The sequence below is a fragment of the Faecalibacterium sp. PGM34 genome, assembly GCF_054456555.1.
The window spans coordinates 723210-742712 of the sequence record NZ_CM136898.1 but is presented as its reverse complement, the minus strand read 5'-3'; the positions used below and the strand labels follow the sequence as shown (position 1 = coordinate 742712).

Sequence of the window (19503 nt, the reverse complement as noted above, 5' to 3'; positions counted from 1 at the left end):
AGCTGTCCGGGGGTGTTGTGTTATGATTTATGATGTTTTTACCATGCGGAAGGTCTTTCCGCGGCGGATGCAGTCCAGCAGCAGGTCGTATTCTGCGGGCACCTCGCCGATGACGTTCACCTTTTCGTCTGCGGGCAGGTCGGCGCGCACAAGCTGGATCTCACCGGAGTAGCGCCCGTAGCCGATGTTATCCATGGTCACGCAGCGGCGGCGGCGCTCTGTGCAGTTATCCGGCTGCACGGTGCTGCCAAAGCAGGAGTAGAGCCGGGATTCCTGATACCGCACAAGCCCTTTGGGCGAGTCCGGGCGGCAGGTAAAGGTGCGGTCGTACAGCGTCTCGTAGCCGGGGCGCAGGGCGACCGGCAGGCAGAGCTCGCCGGTGGTGCAGAAGTGACGGATGTACTCCTGCTCCCGGGCGCTGACCTCCGGGTCGCCCGCAAAAATGCCGTCCAGCCCGTAGTTCAGCGCCAAGTCCGCAAAGGCTGCCGAGGGGGCGGCGGTGCGGTGGGCTTCCAGCGTGGGCAGACCCGCGTACAGCGGGCCGCGCAGCAGGGCGTCGCCGGGGATAAAGCCGTACACCTGCAAGCCCTCGGCCTGCAAAGCTGCGGTGCTCTCGCGCAAAAATTCCGGGTCAAGGCCGGTCTCCGGGCGGGGGTAGAAGTTGTGCATGGCGATGACCGTGCCGCCGCCTGCGGCCAGCTGCCGCGCCACCTCCGGGGTGGTGGTGGAAGCGTTGACCGCAACGGGCAGCTGCTGCGCAAGGGCGCACATCTCCTCCAGCGAGAAGCCGTAGTCCAGCCGCAGACCCCACAGGTGCAGCCGCTTTGCCAGCGCGGTCAGGTCGGCACAGCCGAACTGCCGGATGGTCTTTTCCGACACATCTGCCAGAATGCGCCAGCCCTGCGCGGAGAGAAAGTCGCACATTTCCTGCACGCGGGCGCAGTAAGCGGCATCAAATTCTTCGCTGATATGCAGTGAGATAAAAACAGGCGCGCCGCCTGCCGCAAAAGCGGAAAGCGACGCACGCTGTTCCTCAAACTGCGTCAGATACACTGACCGTCCGAGTGTTTTAAGCATTGGCAACGTCCTCAACAGAGACCATTGCGTTGGTCACGACAAAGCCCATGATGTAGCAGATGACCAGACCCACTGCGTAGCAGCCAACGGAAGCAGCCACACCGTGAGGGCCGGCGGTCATGACGAACAGAGCCAGCAGACCGGAGGGGCCCCATGCGGTAGCAGCCACCTGCATGGCCATGACGAAGGCACCGCCGAAGCCGGCGCCCAGACCGGCGCTGATGAAGGGCTTGCCCATGGGCAGGGTGACGCCGTAGATCAGCGGCTCGCCGATGCCCAGCAGACCTGCGGGCAGTGCGCCGGTGATCACGTTCTTCAGGCGGGTGTTGCCGCACTTCTTAGCCTTGAAGTAGATAGCGACAGCAGCGCCAACCTGACCTGCACCGGCCATAGCCAGAGCGGGGTACAGGGTAACGTAGCCAAAGCTCTCCAGCTGCACGGAGTACAGAGCGACCAGACCGTGGTGCATACCCATAGCGACCATGGGCAGGAACAGTGCGGTGGAAACATAACCGGCAATGATGCGCACGATCAGGATATCACTCATGCACAGCTTTTCAACCACCCAGCACAGCGCGGTGGAAACATAGCCGGTAGCGGGCATGATGACCAGGATATAGGGCACGAGGCACAGGATCATGGTGATCAGCGGGGTGAACACGATGTCCAGAGATTCGGGCATCCACTTACGCACCCAGCGCTCGATCTTGACAAGGCACCATGCGCCCAGCACAACGGCCAGCACGCCGCCGCGGCCTGCACGCAGGATGGAATCCAGCGGCACAGCCTCGTTGAAGAGACCCAGAATGGAAGAGATCTTGTTGATGCCCTCCAGACCGGTGATCATGCCCAGCATACCGCCCAGAATGGGGGTGCCGCCGAACTTTTCGGCTGCGCGGTAGCCGACCCATGCGGTCAGGTAGCCAAGGAAGCAGGTGTTCATCAGACCCAGCAGGGTGCTGATCAGAGCCAGTGCGGGGATGTCGGCGTAGTTCGGCACCACCTGACCGATCAGGGAGTTGATGCCGGCGCACAGACCGGAAGCCACAACGCCCGGGATCAGGGGAATAAAGATATCGCCAAAGGTCTTGAACAGCTCCTTGACCTTGCTCTGCTTCTGGCCGGCCTTGACTGCAGCCTTATTGGTCTGCCAGTCGTTGGCGGTGGAAGCGGCGGCGTCCGCCGGGATGCCCATATCGCGGCAGATGTCTGCGCACTTGCGGCACTTGCCGGGGCCGACCACGATCTCTACATAGCCGGTACGGTCGTGTACGATGCCCATCACGCCCTCGATGGCCTTCAGGCCCTCGTCGTCGACCTTGGCGTCATCTTTAACGCGCACCCGCAGGCGGGTCATGCAGTTGGTTGCGGTGAGAACGTTGCTCTTTCCGCCGACCTTCTCCAGCGCCGCGCGGACCAGTTCTTCATTCGTCATAAGTGGGTCCTCCTTTAAAACAGGTGTATATCCGATGCGGCCTGTGCCGCTAAGGAACTTGAGTAGAATAATGTGCCTTACAGCACTTCCAGCCGGATGGCCTCCCGCACATGGCCGCGTGCCCGTTCCAGCCGCCGGGCGGCTTCCTGTGCATCGCAGTCTGCCAGCAGCATGGTGATGGCGGTCTTTACGCTGCCGCCCGCTGCATCAATGGCGGCGCGGGCTTTCTCCCGCTCCACGCCGGTGGCGTCGATAACGATATTCTCGGCGCGGGTGTGCAGCTTTTCGTTGGTCTGCTGCACGTCCACCATCAGGTTCTGGTAGGCCTTGCCGGTGCGCACCATGGAGCCGGTGGAGATCATGTTCAGGATCAGCTTCTGTGCCGTGCCGGACTTGAGCCGGGTGGAGCCGGTCAATACCTCGGGGCCGCAATTTACCTCGATGGCAAGCTCTGCGGCCTTGCCGATGGCGCTGCCGATATTGCAGGCAATGGCGGCAGTGTGGCAACCCACGCTTTTGGCGTAGTCCAGACCGCCCAGCACATAGGGCGTGCGACCGGAAGCGGCAATGCCCACCACAAGATCGTCTGCGGTCAGGCCGTGGGCTTTCAGATCCTCAACAGCCAGCTCCCGGCTGTCCTCTGCGCCCTCCACAGCCTCGATGAAGGCCTTTTCGCCGCCGGCGATGAGCCCCACCACCATCTCCTTCGGCACACCGAAGGTGGGCGGACACTCGGCGGCGTCCAGCACGCCTAAGCGGCCGGAGGTACCGGCGCCCATATAGAACAGCCGTCCGCCCTTTTCAAAGGATTCTGCCGCCCATGTGACTGCCTGCGCGATCTGCGGCAGGCACTTGGCAATGGCCAGCGGTACCCGGGCGTCCTCCTCGTTCATGACAGTCACGATCTCCAGCGGGGACATCTGGTCCAGCTGCATCGTACGCGGGTTGCGGGTCTCGGTGGTCATCCCACTCAGATTCAAGCCCATTTCCTGCACCTCCACTTTCCGCCGCACCCCTTGCGGCATGATTGTGACCAAAGTATAAACTTTTTTAAACAAAATGTCCACAAAAAGACTATTTTGTGGTACAATGTTTTATGCAAGCATTGTTTTTGAAATTTTTGCGTTTAAATATGACTTTTTTGTGCAGCTTGTTCAATCCATCCTGAAATACAACAGAGGTATCTATATGCAGAACATTCTTTTACGCCTGCGGGAGGTGCAGCCCTCCCTCAGCAGCACCGAGCGGCAGATCGCGCAGTTCATTCTGGACAACCCGGACGAGACCACCACCCTCACCATCCGGGAGCTGGCGCGGCGCTCCTTCTCTTCCCCTTCCAGCGTGGTGCGCATCTGCCGGGTGATCGGCTTTCAGGGCTACAAGGAGCTGCGCCACGCCCTGACGCTGGAGCTTGCCACCCTTGGCGAGAACGGCAGCCACCGGGAAAAGGACATCACCCCGCAGGACAGTTTGCAGGAGATCGTGGACAAGGTGACTCACAAGAACATCCAGAGCCTGCTGGACACCCAGCGGCTGCTTTTGCTGGACGAGCTGGAGCAGTGCGTGGAGCTGATCGCCAACGCCCGCACGGTGCTGTTGTTCGGCATCGGCTCCTCGCTGTGCGTGGCAAAGGACACCTACCTGAAATTTTTGCGGCTGGACAAGCCCTGCGTGGTCAACGAGGACTCCCACTCCCAGCTTTTGCAGGCACGCAACGCCACTGCGCAGGATGTGGGCATCGTGTTCTCCTACTCCGGGCAGACCATGGAGATGATCCAGTGCATCAAGGAGATGAAGGCGGGCGGCGCACCGGTCATCGCGGTGACCCGCTACTACCCCTCCGAGGTGGCACAGCTGGCCGACCATGTGCTGTATGTAGCCGCAAACGAGAGCCTGTTCCGCAACGGTGCCATGTCCTCCCGGCTTTCCCAGCTGAACGTGGTGGATATCCTGTACACCGCCTACGCCAGCCGCAACCACGAGGACACTATGCGCCGCCTGACCAAGACCCATATCTATAAGCCCGGTGACCCGGAGGTACTGACCCAGCCGTAAACCAAAAGCCGCCCGCAGGGTACAAAAAAGGCACCTGGTGATCTTCTCACCAAGCGCCTTTGCTTCCGTTAGCGAAAGTATAACGTTTTTTACGGCTTTTTTCAATCTGAAAAGTGCAGCATAGAAAGCCCAAAAGCGGTTGCAGAAAAGCGACTGCTTTCCTGAAGAAATCCGGCATTTACACCAGACTCTTGTAGGCTTCCAGATAGCGCAGACCCAGTGTCCGCAGGCTTTCAGTCGTGAAATGCAGCCCATCCGGGCGGGCAGTAAGGTCAGCGGCGGAAACTACAGCACACTTCGGCAGCTGCGCGGCCAGTTCCGGCAGACGATGATTGAACTCCTTCAATCGTTCTGCAGGGGTTCCGTGGAAACCGTTTTCCGGGTAGCCCAGTTCCCCCACCACGATGGGCAAATCACCCAGTTCTTCCCGGAACGCCCGCATAGTGCGCAAGAACTGCTCCGGGTAGGCTTCCAGCTGCTCCGGGGCAAGACAGTCGCTCTCGCCCTGATGCCACAAGATCGCGGTCAGCGCGGAGGTGCGCATAGCCAGCTTTGCCTGAAAGACTGCATGGTCAAACAGCACCTCGCCCGGTTGCCACTGGCTGATGCGGGTACCGCCGTCTGCGCAGGGAATCAAGCCGATTTTAGCCCCGGTTTCTTTTTGCAGCTGCGCGGCAAAGCTTGCGGCAAGGTTTGCGCCGCTGCGTGGAACTGCCCCCTCTGCCACCGCGCGGTCCACATTGATGGGCTCACTCATGGGCTGCCAGCGCCCCATGCGCAGCATGAAGCAATCCGGGGCGGTAATGGTGTTCTCCGGAGTCAAATCGCCCCGTCCTGCCATGTTAGACTGTCCCACCAGTAAAAACGAGCGGATGCCCTGCGCTGCCTCGTGCAGACCATCGTTGATCCATAGTGCCATAACAAAACGCCTCCTGCGTGTTTTTTACCCCAGTATAGCACAAAAGCAGCCGACATTCACGAACGGCTGCTTCTATGCTGTGAAAATGATGAAGAAGGAGAGACCGTTTTACATACGCTGTTGATCGTGGACGATGAGGAGATCGAGCGCGAGGGTATAGCGCAGTTCATCCGCGACCGCGGCAGGTTGGAAGATCAATGACATAAAGAAAGAACGTCAAATCTTACGATTTGACGTTCAAAATTTGGTTCACCTCCAGGGACTCGAACCCTGGGCCCACTGATTAAGAGAAACCAACGTGCAACAATCGTCAGTTTTCAGAATTGCGTGAATTCGTTACTTTTATCGTTTCACCGTAAATTTGCGTTTTGCATCTGCTGCATCCTTTGCACCTGTTATTCCCTCTTGCATCCGTTATCCAGTTGTTCCGGTGTGCAAAAAGTGTGCAAAAATGTGCAGAGCCAAAATCAGCCTCTTAAAACAGGGATCGGATTTTTATGCAAAGCCGGGAAACCGGTCAGGTTCGAGCCCAAAACAGCAGCTGAAATCTTGCCTGTTTAGACCACGCATCAAATGTACATCAACAACTACGATTCATGGCAGGGAGCTTAGGACACAAAAGTTCATCCGATGCAGTTTTCTATGCATCCGATGAACTTTTTTCAGTAGCGTTTCCTTTTAAGCCGCCTTGGTCTTTCGCAGATACCCCCATGCTGCCAATCCAACGAGCAGAACGATCTTGATCGGTGCCGATGCCAGCAGTACATCTGCCTGAAAGAAGGTATGCCCGCCTGCATAGAGAAAATCAAAGCTGATCATTTTATACAGCAATGCATTGGAAAGCCCAATGCCCCCTGCCGGAATCAGGGTGGACAGCCATTCTCCAAAGGAGCCCGGCACGACCATATAAACAATCAGCGGTGCCACCACACTGATCAGCGCCACAGACAAAGCGGTCAGGTTGTTCTTGGCCCATACGGATGCCATCAGCACAAAGGCCACCTCCGCAAAGAAGATCAGGAAGTTTGCCACCAGCATGACCCACTCCATCTGGCCAACGGTATACGGCAGCAGGCTGGTCACAGAAAACAGCCATTGCACGGAAGTTTGGGTACTTTCCCAGCCAAATAGAGCATTCGTAACCAGGATCCACACCACGCCGCAGAGCAGATACGCCGCCCCTGTGATACTAAACGCCGCCGCTAGCTTTGCCGCTGCTAGCCGCAGACCGCCGTTTTTTGTGCACAGTTGGATGTCCTGCGCCCCGGTCTGTGCATCCGATGCAAACACCGGGGCCGCAATCACCGCGCACAGCAGGGTGAGCAGCAAGCTCAACAGGGTCTGGTAATCCATTGCGTCTGAACTGACCCCAAATGAATAGGTGAACGGTTTTTGTACAGCATCGAACTTTTTCTGTGCAATGGCCTGCGCCTGCTCATAGCCTGGCTTTCCGCTTTGTTCCAGCCAGATCACCGATTCCAGCCGTTTGGGAAGCTGGCTGTAAAAGTTCTGCATATCCTCTGTGGTCAGCCCCATCACGCCCGGTGCCATGCCGGTTTTCGAGTCGGCAAAGGCTTCCTTTGCGTTGTTCACAAGAGGCTGATACCGGGCAAGTTCTTTATAAAATACCTCGACCGGGATATCGTTGATGGAGCTTGCATCATACTGCCGGTACACCCGCTGATAGGCTTCCAGTGCTTCCTGCATGACATCCGGCGTGATGGTACCGGATACCTGCTGCTCCTGCCGTTTCCGGATTGCTTTCAGACCCGTGTAACGCACTTCGTTTCCGCTGGCATCCAGTTCCGTCCAGCCGATAAAGGTCACCGGCAGATATGCCATGACCACAGCCAGCACCAGCGCAATGGCCAGCAGAATAGCTGTCATACGGGTTTTGCACACACGTTTCAATTCCAAACGATACAGGTTCATTTTGCTTCCTCCATTTCCTCCGGGAACAGCCACAGATACAGATCTTCCAGCCGGGGCTGTGCCGGGACGCTGTCCGGCAGCTGCGGTGCATCCGCCAGATACCGCAATGTTACCGTTCCGTCCGGCTCGTTGCGCAGGTTCACCACCCGCAGTCGGTGTTCCCACCGGGCAAGCTGTTCCATCGGGATATTTCTCTGCCAGACTTTGGCTTCGATCTGCTTTACCAGCCCTTCGGTAGTGTCCTGTGCAATGATTTTGCCAGCCTTCATCACGGCATTTTCAGCTGCAATGTATTCCACATCCGAAACGATATGCGTTGAAATGAGAACGATCCGTTCCTGCGCAAACTCCGACAGCAGATTGCGGAAGCGCACCCGTTCTCCGGGGTCCAGCCCTGCCGTGGGCTCATCTAGAATTAAAATTTCCGGGTCGTTGAGCAGTGCCTGTGCGATGCCTACCCGGCGCTTCATACCGCCGGAAAGCTTTATGATCTTTTTGCGGCGCACCTCAGTGAGGCTTACCCGCTCCAGCAGCGCGTCGATCTGCCGGGCAGCCTCTGTGCGCGGCAGACCCTTGAGCGCCGCCATATATTCCAGATAGTCCTGCACCGTGAATTCCGGGTAAAACCCGAATTCCTGCGGCAGATACCCCAGCTTTTCCCGGTAGGCCGCACCAAGCGTCCCAATCTCCACCCCATCGCACAAAATCCGACCACTGCTGGGCCGCAGAATGCCCGCCAGCATCCGCATTAAGGTTGTTTTGCCCGCACCATTCGCCCCCAGCAGTCCCCACACACCCGGCGTGAGCGTGATGGACACATCATCCACCGCCGTTTTATCCCGGTATCGCTTTGTAATATTCTGGATTTTCAGTTCCATGACTTGTTCCTTTCAAGCTTCTGCAATATATTCTGACCGGGCGGCAAGCCGGATGCACTGCAACACCATACAGAGCACCAGCACGCCCGCCGCCAGTGGCAGACCTTTCGGCAGTTCCGATAATTGCACGAACCGCAGCAAACACAGCTGCCCTGCAAACAGTGGTACAGCCCCGGTCATCATCCATTCCGGGCGCACCCAGCGCAGCAGCAGAAGCAGCTCATTGTTTGCAGTCAGAAATGGCACGGTCAGCACCGCCAGCAGTTGCCCGATGCTCCATGGCACGGCTGCCCGCACATTGAGTACCAGCACTCCCAGCAGGATCGTTTCCCCCGCCAGCAGCAGCAAAAACCGCATCACCAGCGGACGACCGATTCCTGCATATGTGGCATGTTCCAGTTCAAGCATCTTATATTGACTTGCCCGATATAAAAACGGCAGACCGAGCATGGCTGTCAGCATGGCGAGTGTGCTCAGACCAAACAGCGCATTGCGTAATGTCCATGCCTTCTCCCACAGGGCAAGTTCCCGGCCCACACTGTACAACGCCAGTGCCGTCATTGCTTCCAGTGCCCACACCTTCCAGCCCAGCAATTTGAACTGGCAGTGCAGCAAATCACGCCAATCACTCCGTTGTTTTACGACATGTTCCGCCCGGCAGCGGCGCAGCAGCGTTTCCGGGACAGCTGTGTCCGGCTCTGCCGCAAGTGCTCTGGACAGTTCTTTTTCAAAGGCTCGATTCATCTCCAGTCCTCCTTTTCCAATTGCATTTTCAAGGTTTTCAATGCGGCACGCAGGCGGGACTGCACTGTGCGCAGGGGCAGACCTGTAATCTGCGCGATCTCCCGCAATTTAAGCTGTTGTGCGAACCGCAGCAATACCAGTTCCCGCTGTTCCGGCTCCAGCTGGGCCGTCAGCGCTCGCAGGTTTGCTTTCTCCTCTGCCGCAGCAAAGCCGCTTTCCTGATAGGCGGATTCGCCCGGCAAGCTCTCCAGCGATACCTCCGTCCGCTCCATAGTACGGTTCAGATCGATGCAAATGTTTTTTGCGATTTTGTACAGAAAGGGACGGAATGCCCCCTGAAATCCACCACAGGAATCCAGCCAGCGAACCGCTTTCAAAAAGGTTTCCTGTGCTGCATCCTGCGCCTGCTGCTCGTCCGCTGTATGCCAACGACAATAGTTCAGAATTTGTGGATAGTACGATGTAATCAGAGTGTCCAGCGCACCTGTATCTCCGCTCTGCGCTTTCCGCAGCAATAATTCTGTCTGGATACGGTTCACCCCCTTCCTGTCTATTAAAACGTTCCATATCATCAAAATGATTTCCGTTTTTTCAAAAATCTCAAATAATTGTCTTTATCCTGTTCTTATAGCTTTATTATAATAAGGACGCTCTGGAAAAGCTCGATCTCAATCAGGTCTACTACACCTTCCCGGACAGGCGTGAGGGCAGCAAGTCCTCTCTCATCCTGAAAAAGCCAAAGACCAAGAAGTCCAACCGCATCCTGTATATGACCAAACCTCTGAAAGAGGAACTTCAAGCATGGCTTGAAAAGCTCAAACAGGACGAGCAGAACGCCCCGGAAAAGTACATCAACTGCGGGCAGCTGTTCCGGCTCCCGGATGGTCTGCCCATCGCGCCGGAGCTGCTGACAAAGTGGTACCGCCTGTGGAGAGCCGAGCACCCGGAGTTTGAACAGCAGTACGCCGACTTTAAAAAGACCATCCCCAACACCGTGGAAGTCGTGGACGGCGGCATCGTCACCACCAAGGAGCTGTCTATGGCTGCTGGCAACAAGTTCCGCGCCGCAGATGTGGATCTGGTCATTTTGCAGCTGCTGACCTACGCTACCTCTTACAATATGCTGCCTGCTGTGCGCGACCTGAACGTGCCCGTTGTGCTGGTGAATGTCCAGAAGAAAAAAGCCCCAGACTACGCAAATACCGACACCCCCACTTGGCTGGGCGAGCTGTATGCCTGTGGTGCCGTGGGCGAAATGGTGGCCGACTTGGAGCGCGCCGGCAAGCGTCACGCGGTCATCACCGGTGTGGTCGAGGGCGGCGACCCGCAGGTACAGGCCGAGATCGAGGACTGGTGCCGTGCCGCACAGGTGCGCCGCCGCTTCCGCGACACCAATCTGGCACAGATCGGCCGTCCGTACCCCGGCATGATGGACTTGTACATTGACGAAACCAATCTGTACAACCGGATGTTCCTCTACACCAAACAGTTCGACTGGGAAAAGATGTGGGCGATCGCTGACAACATCACCGATGAAGCTGCCATCCGCGCCAAGGCACAGGATATTCTGGATACCTTCGACATCGAGGGCGGCGGCACCATCGAAAAGGTCTGGGACATGGCAAAGTATGTCGTGGCCTTTGAGCAGTGGGTCAAGGACGAGAAGATTGCATTCATCGCATCCCATTACGATGGTTTTGCACAGGGCAAGGCCGGTGTGCTGGACAGCATGCTGATTCCGGCTTTTTCCATGCTCATCAAGCAGGGCGTGGCCTGCGCCGTGGAAGGCGACATCAAGGTTTCCATGGCCATGAGCATCCTCAAGACCATTGCAGGCTGCGGCCAGCTGAGCGAGATGTACTCCATCGACTTCGATGAGGACATCTGCATCATCGGCCACTCCGGTTCTGGCGACGCTGACATTTCCGAGAAGAAGCCCACCATGAAGATCGTGCCTGTGTTCCACGGCAAGACCGGCGGCGGCTACCTGACCCAGTTCTACCCCCACCTTGGCCCTGTGACCTATCTGGGCATTACGCAGGACAAGGACGGTCACTTCAAGTTCGTGGTGGCCGAGGGTGTCAACGAGCCCGGCCCCATCTTCACCTTTGGTGACACCAATATGCGCACTCGCTTTACCTGCGGCGCACGGGAGTTCTGCAACCGCTGGAGTGAGGCCGGTCCCACCCACCACATGGCTGCAGCTACCGGCTGTCACATCGATACCATTCTGAAAGTGGCAAAAATCTTCGATGTTCCTGTGGACATCATTACGCGATAAAATTTGAAACAAGCGGAAAAGAGAGGTATTTATTATGGGAATTCTGGATATTAAGATTGTCAAAGGTTTTATGCGGATGTGCAACGATGGCTGGCTGCAGGGCTGGCACGAGCGCAACGGCGGTAACCTGACCTACCGCATGAAGGAAGAGGAAGTGGCACAGTGCCGCCCCTTCTTTGACCCGCAGCCCCGCGAATGGGTGAACATGGGCGTGCAGGCGGACAATCTGGCGGGCGAGTATTTCATTACCACCGGCTCCGGCAAGTTTTTCCGCAACGTGGAGCCGGACCCTGTCCACAGCATCGGCATTGTGGAGATCAACGGCAAGGGCGACAGCTGGCGCATCGTCTGGGGCTTGGAGGGCGGCGCAAAGCCCACATCCGAGTTCCCCAGCCACTTTATGAATCACAGCGTCCGCAAAGCCGCCACCAATGGCGCAAACCGTGTCATCTACCACTGCCACGCCACCAACGTCATTGCCTTGACCTACATTCTGCCCCTGACCGACCGGGACTTCACCCGTGCGCTGTGGCAGAGTGCTACCGAGTGCCCGGTGGTGTTCCCGGAGGGTGTGGGCGTCTGCCCGTGGATGGTGCCCGGCGGGGCGGACATTGCCATGGCCACCAGTGAGCTGATGAAGCACTATCAGGCAGCCATCTGGGCACAGCACGGTCTGTTTGCCTCCGGCCCGGACTTCGACATCACTTTTGGTCTTGCCCACACCATCGAAAAGAGTGCTGAGATCTACGTCAAGGTGCTCTCCATGGGCGGCGGCATCATCCGGCAGACCATCACCGACGATGACCTGCGCGCCATTGCCCGCGACTTTGGCGTGACCCTGAACGAGAAGTTCCTCAACTGAGCCATTCTCCTCCATTTTTCTTCATCATAGCAGAACAGGCATCCTGCCCGATACCGCCAAACGGTATCGCAGGATGCCTGTTCTGCTTTATGTTTCCCGGAATTCCATGGGCGTTTTTCCGGTGACCTGCTGAAAGACTGCGCTGAAATAATTGCGGGTGGCAAAGCCAAGCTGCTCGGAAATTTCCCGGACGCTGAACGGTGTACTTTTCAGCAGAACTTTCGCACGTTCGACCTTTGCAAACTTTACATAGTTCGTGACACTCAGACCCGTTTCTTCCTTGAATTTGTGGGTGAGGTAATATTCTGTGTAGCCCACCAGGGCAGCAAGGTCTTCCGCTACGATCTTTTTGTCCAGATTCATCTCGATATAATCCACACATTTCTGGATCTGCATCCTCGGCGGTGGCAATGCCGTTTTCGGTGACGATGAGGTCACCCTTGAACTCCTCTGCCACCTTGCGGATGACGTGTTCCAGTGCCTGCGGGTAGACCTCGTAATCCATCTGGGTCAGCTCTGCGCCCTCCGGTGCCGGCAGCTGCCCCTGCGGGCCATAAAGGGTGCGGGTGTAGTTCTGCACACCCAGGAAATCATCCTCTTTGATCGTCAGCAGGTTGACCGACATCTGCACATTACGGGTAACATTGAAGATAATGTATATACCACATTTTAATAATTGATGCAAGTATTTTCTGAAAATGAGTACAGAAAAAGTATCTGCTTGCAGGTTGTCTAATTATCGAGCTTTTTGTTTGGTTATATTGTTAATAGAATTTCAGAAAATGAAATTTTATTGTGTAAAGTGGAAGCATCCAAGTCTTTTCGCAATTAACCAAGCCTTTTTCTGTGTTATACTATAGACAGTCGAACAGTGGGATGCTGGCCAGCATGTTCTGTTCATATTGGAACGACAACACAGGAGGAAATTTTCATGAGCGAAAAACGCAACCCTGTAGGGGCTTTCATTGAAGAAAAGCTCGTACCACTATCTACTGGATTTGCACAGAATCCCTACATCCGCTGCATTGGCAGCGGTTCGCAGAGCCTGATGGCTATTATCATGCTGGGTGCTATCTTTAATCTGTTCAATAGCATTGCATAGGATCCCTATAAAAACCTGATTACTACCCTTGGCATCAGCGATTTTCTGACCATCGTGTACAATGCTTCCATGAACTTCATGGGTCTGTTCATGGTGTTCTGCATTGCTTATCAGGGTGCTAAAATTTGGGAGCACGAGGAGCTTTCTTTCAACAACGGTCTGCTGGCTCTGATGTGTTACCTGATTCTCATTCCTTACCACCGAAAACTTCCGCAGCATCATTGAGCCGACCGGCGCAGATTTTGTTCCGGTCAAGTCGTGGATGGCAGACAATGATAAACACAAAGAGGACAAGAAAGACGACAGCACAGAGGAGAATGTAGCTGCTGTTGTTCCGTTCCTGCTCCTGAATGAAGCAGGTGCGTATATTGATGATATTCTGGCGGTTCTTGAGAAGGATAGCCGCTTTTTTGAAACGAGGGTTATTAAATGAGTCGTAAATTTTTAATTGGCGCAGCCAGTGCCGGACATCAGGTAGAGGGTAATAATACCAACAGTGATACATGGGCACAGGAGTATATGGAAACCGGCGGTTATAAAGAAAAGTCTCTGAATGCCGCTGACCATTACCATACCTACCGGGAAGATATTTGTAAAATGGCCAAAGCCGGTCTGAACGCTTATCGTTTTTCCTTTGAGTGGGCGCGAATCGAGCCAGAAGAGGGGCGGTTTGATGAAACAGAGATGAATCATTATCTGGATATGGTTCATGCTTGTCAGGAAAGCAACATTGAGCCGGTTGTAACGCTGCTGCATTTCACCTGCCCCAAATGGCTTATCACGAAAGGCGGCTGGGAAGCAGATACTACTCCGGACTATTTTGAACGCTATGTTCGCTATGTGTGCAACCATCTGCAAGGCGAAGAACTGCACTATATCGTTACAATCAATGAAGCCAATATGGGTACATTGATTGCCGGTTATCTGGAAAAGATTCAGAAACATACAAATGGTGTTGGCTTGCAAATCGGCATGGATTTGGAAGAAATGGCTGTACAGCAGAAAAAAGCCGAGGGAGAAAATTTGAAAGTATTCGGCGTAAAGCAGGCTGCTGTGTTTACATCGCCGCGTAGCAAACACGGAGATGAGATCGTGCAGCAGGCACACAAACAGGCTGTGCAGGCAATTCACGAAATGCTGCCGGGAGTGAAAGCTGGTCTTTCCCTCAGCGTCCGCGACTTGCAGCCGCTGCCGGGTGGCGAAGAAAATGCTGCAAAAGACTGGGAAAAAGATTTCCTGCATTATCTGCCTACCATCCAGAATGACGATTTTTTTGGCGTACAGACTTACACACGCGCACTTTTTGATGCAAACGGAGAGTGTGATCCAGCACCAGATGCCGAATTGACCCAGATGGGATATGAATACTATCCAGAGTGCGTGGAGCACGTTGTCCGCAAAGTGCATGAGAGCTTCCCCGGTGAATTGCTCATCACCGAAAATGGCATTGCCACGGACGATGATGCTCGCCGATGTGATTATATTCGCACTGCTGTGGAAGGTGCTTTGCGTTGTCAGGCAGATGGTATCCCCGTTGCAGGTTATCTGTACTGGTCCATGATTGATAACTATGAATGGCAGTCCGGTTATGGTATGAAGTTCGGCCTGATGTCACTGAACCGTGAAACACAGGAACATAAGCCGAAAGAAAGTCTTCATGTTCTTGGAAAGTATGCAAAATAATTTGGAGCATCTTAGAAGCTGTTTTCGTAAGCAGGGTGCGCCGAATGACGAGGATTTTTACCGACAGACAAGGCAATTTTCCTTGCAATCCTGATGGATTGCAAGGAAAATCAACGCCGTATGCTGGCAAAAAGACCGTTCAGGCAGTGTGCAACGCTTATGAAAAAGGCTTCTTAAAAACAAAAGCCAATGATACGTCCTACTATCAACGCTTTAACACAATAAATTTTACAAAACCATCTTGACGTATCCTACATACCATGGTATTTTTCTTGTAAATCCTACTGATTTTGTAGATTGGTTTGAAACCATCCACAAGATGTGGTCGTGTTCATTTTGAACACAGCCTCGCCGTGGATTATCCCTAAAAGATCAACTGCCCCGCAACACACCCGATTCATTTTGCCGCCGATTCACCCGACAAAATCATCGCTGCGCTGCGTGGGCGGTATTTTTTTACAAATAGAACCTAAGGAAGGACCCGTTCGTTTGACGTTTCTGCCAGACGAGCGGGTCCTTTGTATATTTTGTTTATCTCAACTTTTCAATCAGCCAGATTCAAAACTCACGGTAAAAATCATTCTTGATCTCAGAAAGGAACAAATAGCATTCTTTTCCATATAAGAGATTTGCCGGAATTCGCCATGAAATACCACAATAGTATTCATCTAAAGGACGCGCCCTGATTGGAAAAGCGGTATGCCTGGCAAGGCTTGGATGCAGCTGGCAGACCGTCAAGCCATTTTCGATGGACGGTAGGTGTGGGTAAATGTGCCGGGGCCGAGCTCGCAGCTGCCGCCACAGGGCAGTGTCAGCCGGGCCGTGCAGCCAAAGGGAACGGTGCAGCGGTAGGTCACCTGGCCATCGGGCAGGATGCGCCAGGACACCTGCCAGTGCCCTGCAGCGGATTCGTAGCTTGCTTCGGCGTGGCCCAATGCCTTGCAGAAGTGAGGGGCGAGGAGCGCTCGGCGGAAACCAGGTTCTGCTGGTGCAAGGCCTGCCACGCTGGCAAACAACCAGGCCACCACTGCGCCATAAGAATAGTGGTTGAGGCTGTTCATCCCGTTTTTGGCAATGTGGCCGTCGGACTCTACGCTGTTCCAGCGCTCCCAGATGGTGGTGGCTCCGAGATTTACGGCGTACAGCCAGCCGGGATATGCCTCGTTCAGCAGCAGGCGGAAGGCTCTTTCCTCCTCGCCCAAGCTGGTCAGGGTGGGGCAGAGCAGCGGTGTTCCTACAAAGCCTGTTTGCAGCATACCGCCGCTTTCATCCAAAAGTTGCCGGAGCTGGCAGGCAACGGTGTCCCGATCAGGGGCCAGATCATCCTGCAGGGCCAGTAGCAGGGCGGTCTGGGTGTGTACCGTGCAGCGGTGGTCCGAGCCAAAGTAAAGGGCGCGCAGCTTTCTGCATAGGCGGTCAGCCTCGGCTTGCCAGCGGGCGGCATCCTGCTCTTTGTTGAGTACGGCGGCAGCTCTGGCTGTCAGTAGCAAACTGTGGCGGTAATACCACAGAGCCACAAGGCCGGTATCGGTCGCACCTACCATTCCGTTGGGGTCTTTGGAATCCAGGGCCAGCCAGTCGCCGAAGTGATGCTGGGCGGCCCAGTCGGGGGTTTCCTTCTCCTGAGCGGCTACATAGTCCAGCCAGGACGTCATGCAGGGGTAGGCGCGGGCCAGAGCCTCTTTGTCGCCGGTATACTGGTAGAGCGTCCAGGGCAGGATGCAGGCTACATCACCCCAGGCCGCTGAGGTTGCCTTGAGGCCAAAATCAGGTACGACCATGGGAACCATGCCGCCCAGAGCCTGCTGTTCGCTGCGGATATCCCACAGGTACTTGGAAAAAAAGGCGGCGCAGTCCCGCAGATAGCAGGCAGTAGGCGCAAAAACCTGGGCGTCGCCGGTCCAACCCATCCGCTCGTCCCGCTGGGGACAATCGGTGGGCAGGTCGATGAAATTGCTCTTTTGACCCCAGGAAGTGTTGGCTATCAATTGGTTGACTTTGGCGTTGCCGGTTGCAAGACGTCCAATGGCAGGCAGTTCGCTGTAGAGGGCCAGGGCGGTGAAATCACTGGGGTCGAGGTCAGGAATTCCTTCCACCTTGACATAGCGGTAGCCGTAGTAGGTAAAGTCCGGCTGCAGGACGTGGGGTTTGCCATCGGAGGTATAGCGGTATTCCGCTCTGGCGCTGCGCAGGTTGTCGCGGTAAAAGCAGCCATCCTGCAAAATTTCGCCAAATTGGAGCCGGACTCTGGCTCCCTCGGGCAGGTCTACTTTCAGGCGGAAGATGCCAGCCTGATTTTGACCGATATCCAGCACGGTTTCTCCCGCGGGCGTGTGCAGCAGGGCGGCCGACAACTCTTCCCGCACTCGGACCGGTGTGCTCAAGCGGGCGGTCAGCATTCCCTTTGGCGGCTCGACCAGGGCAGCTGGCACAGAAGGCAGAGCGGGCAGGGTGTCATCCAGCCATTCGCCATCGTAGATGTTGGAAAAAAGGATATTCGAGCCGGTTACCTGCCAGTTTTCGTCGGTGCCGATGATTTCGGCACTGCCGTCGGTGTAGTGCAGGTGCAGTTCGGCGATCAGCTTCCATTGGTGGCCGTAGTAAGGCTGGGATGTGCGCTGGTCAAAATGCAGACCAAAACGGCCTTTGTACCAGCCGTTTCCCAGCGTTACCGACAGGACGCCATCCTTTTGCACCTGCCGGGTAATGTCATAGGTTTGATACTGCACCCAGCCGTCGTAGTTTGTGCAGTAGGGGGCCAGCAGCTCATCGCCGATTTTCCTGCCGTTCCACGCAGCTTGATACAGACCAAGGCCACAGATGTACAGCCGAGCGGCGGCCACCGGCTTTGTGACCGATACTGCCCGGCAAAAAACCGGATGGCTGCCCGACTGATCCCAATCCGGACAGCCGATCCATTTACCCTGCCATGACTCGGCAAGTTTGCCTGTTTCGAACCAGTGCTCGGAGCTGACAGTTTCCTCGCCGGCGTCGGTGCGGACAGCCACTGTCCATGTATAGCGGGTACGAGGCGCAAGCGGCAGTTCCAGCGGCGTGCCAAGGCTGTCCAGCGGAGCCCACCCGGTATCCGCCACCGTCCCGCTGCCGCACCGAACCGCCAGCCGTGCCACAGTCTGCTTTGTACCTGCGGCCTCTTTCACCTTCCAGCTGAAAACAGGGGTGCCCAGCTGGTAGCCCAGAGGGGCATCCAAATGGTTTACTTTACAATCATAGATGATCATGGTATCGTTATGCCATCCTCCAGAAACACCCGGAGATTTATTTCTCCACCATGCCGCTCCGATTTGAGAACCGCGAAGAAGCCATTGCGTGGATTTGCCGGAATCAGTTGGGACGGCGAAACCTGAGTCCCGAACAGAAACGCTATCTGCTTGGGAAACAGTATGAAGCTGAAAAGAAAGCTGCAAAAATCTTTCGGGGCAATCAGTACACTTTAGCAAAGAAAAGTGGTGGTGATCACGGTGATAACCACCACTCCGGGAAGAAAACCTGCGACCGGATCGCAGAGGAAAACGGTGTCAGCCGTGCCTCCGTTCTTCGTGCCAGCCACTATACACGAGGCATCGACATCGCAGATAATCTCTCTCCCGGCATCAAGCAGAAAGTCTTTTTCGGCGAAGTGAAGTTCACCAATGAAGAAATGTCCAAGCTTGTGCAGGCAAGTGTCGAGCATCGTTCAGATGTCCTTGCTCAAATCCTGCATCCAGAGGCATTGGAAGTGTTGGAATCTGCCAGCGCAGAATTTGAACCTGAAAAAGCGGAACCCGTTCCCATGCCCACACCACAAACAGAAGAATTTCGGTGCTATCATGTACCGGACGAGTTTATGAAGGTTTACAAATCTTTGAGCCGTGCGACCGAAATGATGAAAAACTCATGGAAGAAAACGCTCAAAAACAATCCCAGCTATTTCACTGACCCGGAAAAGCAGAAGGTTCTCCGCTTCGCAATGCAGCGACCTGCTAACTACCTGACTGAAATCGAAACCTATCTGGAAAAGGATCTTGCAGAAGCCCTTGAAGAAGAAAAGACCGCATAACGACAGGCACTTGTAAGCCATCAATGAGCCACCAGCCGCAAGTGCAGGGCGGAAAACTTCCGCGCCCTTGCGCCTGATAAAAATTGGAACTTTGATTTTCTCGCCCGACTTTGCCACGGTGGGACGATCAAAGGAGCGTGCGTTTGAACAAAAAGAAAAAGTCCACAAATACTTCCCCTTATCCCGATGAAGTCATTGACCGTCTGGCGCGGGCATTCTACCCGGCCATCCTTGCCTGCTGGAACAGCGAGGAAGGCCAGAGGGAGTTTGCCGCGTGGCAGGCGGAACAGGCCCATCACACCCCCAGCAAAGAAAAACAGAGCGTTCCCGACGGGGAACGCCCTGTTGTACATATCGTTATCGTCTGTGGTCTTTGGCAGGGTGCGTCCTATTCAGAGGCGCACCCTGTTTTTGTTTTACCTTTAATCTTCTAACCCATGGTTCCCGGCCACCAGCCTGTGTCATTTGATACAGG

Annotated in this window: 20 protein-coding genes; 10 read left to right on the top strand and 10 right to left on the bottom strand. The window is 55.4% G+C overall.

The genetic code is table 11. From position 1 onward, the window contains the following. Positions 1 to 27: 27 nt before the first annotated feature. From ACXPUX_RS03545 to murQ, 3 genes are all read right to left on the bottom strand, one after another. Positions 28 to 1077: a MupG family TIM beta-alpha barrel fold protein gene (locus tag ACXPUX_RS03545; RefSeq protein WP_458830080.1), complete on the bottom strand. Its 1050-nt coding sequence runs from the start codon at positions 1075 to 1077 to the stop codon at positions 28 to 30. Then, on the bottom strand, positions 1070 to 2512 hold the full coding sequence (locus ACXPUX_RS03540; protein ID WP_458830078.1) for a PTS transporter subunit EIIC: 1443 nt from the start codon (positions 2510 to 2512) through the stop codon (positions 1070 to 1072). The genes ACXPUX_RS03545 and ACXPUX_RS03540 overlap by 8 nt, the downstream gene beginning before the upstream one ends. Before the next feature lie 77 nt (positions 2513 to 2589). Beyond that, positions 2590 to 3498 carry an N-acetylmuramic acid 6-phosphate etherase gene (gene murQ, locus ACXPUX_RS03535; protein ID WP_458830076.1) on the bottom strand — a complete coding sequence of 303 codons (909 nt, stop codon included), beginning with the start codon at positions 3496 to 3498 and terminating at the stop codon, positions 2590 to 2592. Between the two features lie 202 nt (positions 3499 to 3700). Here murQ and ACXPUX_RS03530 point away from each other — a divergent pair, with 202 nt between their 5' ends. Continuing rightward, complete coding sequence (locus ACXPUX_RS03530; protein WP_458830074.1) at positions 3701 to 4567, top strand: MurR/RpiR family transcriptional regulator; 867 nt, start codon at positions 3701 to 3703, stop codon at positions 4565 to 4567. 178 nt (positions 4568 to 4745) lie between these two features. Here ACXPUX_RS03530 and ACXPUX_RS03525 read toward each other — a convergent pair whose 3' ends face one another. From ACXPUX_RS03525 to ACXPUX_RS03505, 5 genes are all read right to left on the bottom strand, one after another. After that, the gene (locus tag ACXPUX_RS03525) at positions 4746 to 5486 is read right to left on the bottom strand and encodes a sialate O-acetylesterase (protein WP_458830072.1); all 741 of its coding nucleotides are present in this window, start codon (positions 5484 to 5486) and stop codon (positions 4746 to 4748) included. A 678-nt stretch (positions 5487 to 6164) separates the two neighbouring features. After that, on the bottom strand, positions 6165 to 7418 hold the full coding sequence (locus ACXPUX_RS03520; protein WP_458830070.1) for a hypothetical protein: 1254 nt from the start codon (positions 7416 to 7418) through the stop codon (positions 6165 to 6167). Continuing rightward, positions 7415 to 8296, bottom strand: coding sequence for an ABC transporter ATP-binding protein (locus ACXPUX_RS03515; RefSeq protein WP_458830068.1), 882 nt, complete (start codon positions 8294 to 8296; stop codon positions 7415 to 7417). Before ACXPUX_RS03515 ends, ACXPUX_RS03520 begins: the two co-directional genes overlap by 4 nt. A gap of 12 nt (positions 8297 to 8308) precedes the next feature. Further along, positions 8309 to 9040, bottom strand: a complete 732-nt coding sequence (locus ACXPUX_RS03510; protein ID WP_458830066.1) for a hypothetical protein — start codon at positions 9038 to 9040, stop codon at positions 8309 to 8311. Further along, a complete protein-coding gene (locus tag ACXPUX_RS03505) occupies positions 9037 to 9579 on the bottom strand; it encodes an RNA polymerase sigma factor (RefSeq protein ID WP_458830064.1) in 543 nt (180 codons plus the stop codon). The genes ACXPUX_RS03510 and ACXPUX_RS03505 overlap by 4 nt, the downstream gene beginning before the upstream one ends. 230 nt (positions 9580 to 9809) lie before the next feature. Between ACXPUX_RS03505 and ACXPUX_RS03500 the strand changes: the two genes are divergently transcribed. Together ACXPUX_RS03500 and rhaD are read left to right on the top strand one after the other, a co-directional pair. After that, the gene (locus ACXPUX_RS03500) at positions 9810 to 11321 is read left to right on the top strand and encodes an arabinose isomerase (RefSeq protein ID WP_458830062.1); all 1512 of its coding nucleotides are present in this window, start codon (positions 9810 to 9812) and stop codon (positions 11319 to 11321) included. 34 nt (positions 11322 to 11355) lie between these two features. Continuing rightward, positions 11356 to 12183, top strand: a complete 828-nt coding sequence (gene rhaD, locus ACXPUX_RS03495; RefSeq protein ID WP_458830060.1) for a rhamnulose-1-phosphate aldolase — start codon at positions 11356 to 11358, stop codon at positions 12181 to 12183. Between the two features lie 87 nt (positions 12184 to 12270). On the opposite strand, the gene ACXPUX_RS03490 is transcribed toward rhaD, so the two are convergent. Then, entirely contained in the window at positions 12271 to 12579 is a 309-nt protein-coding gene (locus tag ACXPUX_RS03490; RefSeq protein ID WP_458830058.1) for a helix-turn-helix domain-containing protein, read from the bottom strand. Positions 12580 to 13114: 535 nt separating this feature from the next. Between ACXPUX_RS03490 and ACXPUX_RS03485 the strand changes: the two genes are divergently transcribed. From ACXPUX_RS03485 to ACXPUX_RS03465, 5 genes are all read left to right on the top strand, one after another. Then, on the top strand, positions 13115 to 13285 hold the full coding sequence (locus ACXPUX_RS03485; RefSeq protein WP_458830056.1) for a hypothetical protein: 171 nt from the start codon (positions 13115 to 13117) through the stop codon (positions 13283 to 13285). A 69-nt stretch (positions 13286 to 13354) separates the two neighbouring features. Further along, the gene (locus tag ACXPUX_RS03480) at positions 13355 to 13510 is read left to right on the top strand and encodes a hypothetical protein (RefSeq protein ID WP_458830054.1); all 156 of its coding nucleotides are present in this window, start codon (positions 13355 to 13357) and stop codon (positions 13508 to 13510) included. A 37-nt stretch (positions 13511 to 13547) separates the two neighbouring features. Next, entirely contained in the window at positions 13548 to 13718 is a 171-nt protein-coding gene (locus ACXPUX_RS03475) for a hypothetical protein (protein WP_458830052.1), read from the top strand. After that, a complete protein-coding gene (locus tag ACXPUX_RS03470; RefSeq protein WP_458830050.1) occupies positions 13715 to 14968 on the top strand; it encodes a family 1 glycosylhydrolase in 1254 nt (417 codons plus the stop codon). Before ACXPUX_RS03475 ends, ACXPUX_RS03470 begins: the two co-directional genes overlap by 4 nt. A 44-nt stretch (positions 14969 to 15012) precedes the next feature. Further along, a complete protein-coding gene (locus ACXPUX_RS03465; protein ID WP_458830048.1) occupies positions 15013 to 15213 on the top strand; it encodes a hypothetical protein in 201 nt (66 codons plus the stop codon). A 489-nt stretch (positions 15214 to 15702) separates the two neighbouring features. Here the strand turns inward: ACXPUX_RS03465 and ACXPUX_RS03460 are convergent, their stop codons facing one another. Continuing rightward, a complete protein-coding gene (locus ACXPUX_RS03460; RefSeq protein ID WP_458830046.1) occupies positions 15703 to 18210 on the bottom strand; it encodes an alpha-L-rhamnosidase in 2508 nt (835 codons plus the stop codon). 50 nt (positions 18211 to 18260) lie between these two features. Between ACXPUX_RS03460 and ACXPUX_RS03455 the strand changes: the two genes are divergently transcribed. Both ACXPUX_RS03455 and ACXPUX_RS03450 read left to right on the top strand, forming a co-directional pair. Continuing rightward, positions 18261 to 19028, top strand: a complete 768-nt coding sequence (locus tag ACXPUX_RS03455; protein ID WP_458830044.1) for a hypothetical protein — start codon at positions 18261 to 18263, stop codon at positions 19026 to 19028. A gap of 137 nt (positions 19029 to 19165) precedes the next feature. Continuing rightward, the gene (locus ACXPUX_RS03450) at positions 19166 to 19462 is read left to right on the top strand and encodes a transposase (RefSeq protein ID WP_458830042.1); all 297 of its coding nucleotides are present in this window, start codon (positions 19166 to 19168) and stop codon (positions 19460 to 19462) included. Positions 19463 to 19503 lie beyond the last annotated feature (41 nt).

Excerpts from the sequence above, each read along its gene's own strand:
- ACXPUX_RS03480 (WP_458830054.1), top strand. The coding sequence starts at position 13,355 with ATGAACTTCATGGGTCTGTTCATGGTGTTCTGCATTGCTTATCAGGGT.
- ACXPUX_RS03470 (WP_458830050.1), top strand. The coding sequence starts at position 13,715 with ATGAGTCGTAAATTTTTAATTGGCGCAGCCAGTGCCGGACATCAGGTA.
- ACXPUX_RS03500 (WP_458830062.1), top strand. The coding sequence starts at position 9,810 with ATGACCAAACCTCTGAAAGAGGAACTTCAAGCATGGCTTGAAAAGCTC.
- ACXPUX_RS03545 (WP_458830080.1), bottom strand. The coding sequence starts at position 1,077 with ATGCTTAAAACACTCGGACGGTCAGTGTATCTGACGCAGTTTGAGGAA.
- ACXPUX_RS03540 (WP_458830078.1), bottom strand. The coding sequence starts at position 2,512 with ATGACGAATGAAGAACTGGTCCGCGCGGCGCTGGAGAAGGTCGGCGGA.
- ACXPUX_RS03490 (WP_458830058.1), bottom strand. The coding sequence starts at position 12,579 with ATGCAGATCCAGAAATGTGTGGATTATATCGAGATGAATCTGGACAAA.
- murQ (WP_458830076.1), bottom strand. The coding sequence starts at position 3,498 with ATGGGCTTGAATCTGAGTGGGATGACCACCGAGACCCGCAACCCGCGT.
- ACXPUX_RS03455 (WP_458830044.1), top strand. The coding sequence starts at position 18,261 with ATGCCGCTCCGATTTGAGAACCGCGAAGAAGCCATTGCGTGGATTTGC.
- ACXPUX_RS03475 (WP_458830052.1), top strand. The coding sequence starts at position 13,548 with ATGGCAGACAATGATAAACACAAAGAGGACAAGAAAGACGACAGCACA.
- ACXPUX_RS03485 (WP_458830056.1), top strand. The coding sequence starts at position 13,115 with ATGAGCGAAAAACGCAACCCTGTAGGGGCTTTCATTGAAGAAAAGCTC.
- ACXPUX_RS03530 (WP_458830074.1), top strand. The coding sequence starts at position 3,701 with ATGCAGAACATTCTTTTACGCCTGCGGGAGGTGCAGCCCTCCCTCAGC.
- ACXPUX_RS03460 (WP_458830046.1), bottom strand. The coding sequence starts at position 18,210 with ATGATCATCTATGATTGTAAAGTAAACCATTTGGATGCCCCTCTGGGC.
- ACXPUX_RS03510 (WP_458830066.1), bottom strand. The coding sequence starts at position 9,040 with ATGAATCGAGCCTTTGAAAAAGAACTGTCCAGAGCACTTGCGGCAGAG.
- rhaD (WP_458830060.1), top strand. The coding sequence starts at position 11,356 with ATGGGAATTCTGGATATTAAGATTGTCAAAGGTTTTATGCGGATGTGC.
- ACXPUX_RS03520 (WP_458830070.1), bottom strand. The coding sequence starts at position 7,418 with ATGAACCTGTATCGTTTGGAATTGAAACGTGTGTGCAAAACCCGTATG.
- ACXPUX_RS03465 (WP_458830048.1), top strand. The coding sequence starts at position 15,013 with ATGACGAGGATTTTTACCGACAGACAAGGCAATTTTCCTTGCAATCCT.
- ACXPUX_RS03515 (WP_458830068.1), bottom strand. The coding sequence starts at position 8,296 with ATGGAACTGAAAATCCAGAATATTACAAAGCGATACCGGGATAAAACG.
- ACXPUX_RS03525 (WP_458830072.1), bottom strand. The coding sequence starts at position 5,486 with ATGGCACTATGGATCAACGATGGTCTGCACGAGGCAGCGCAGGGCATC.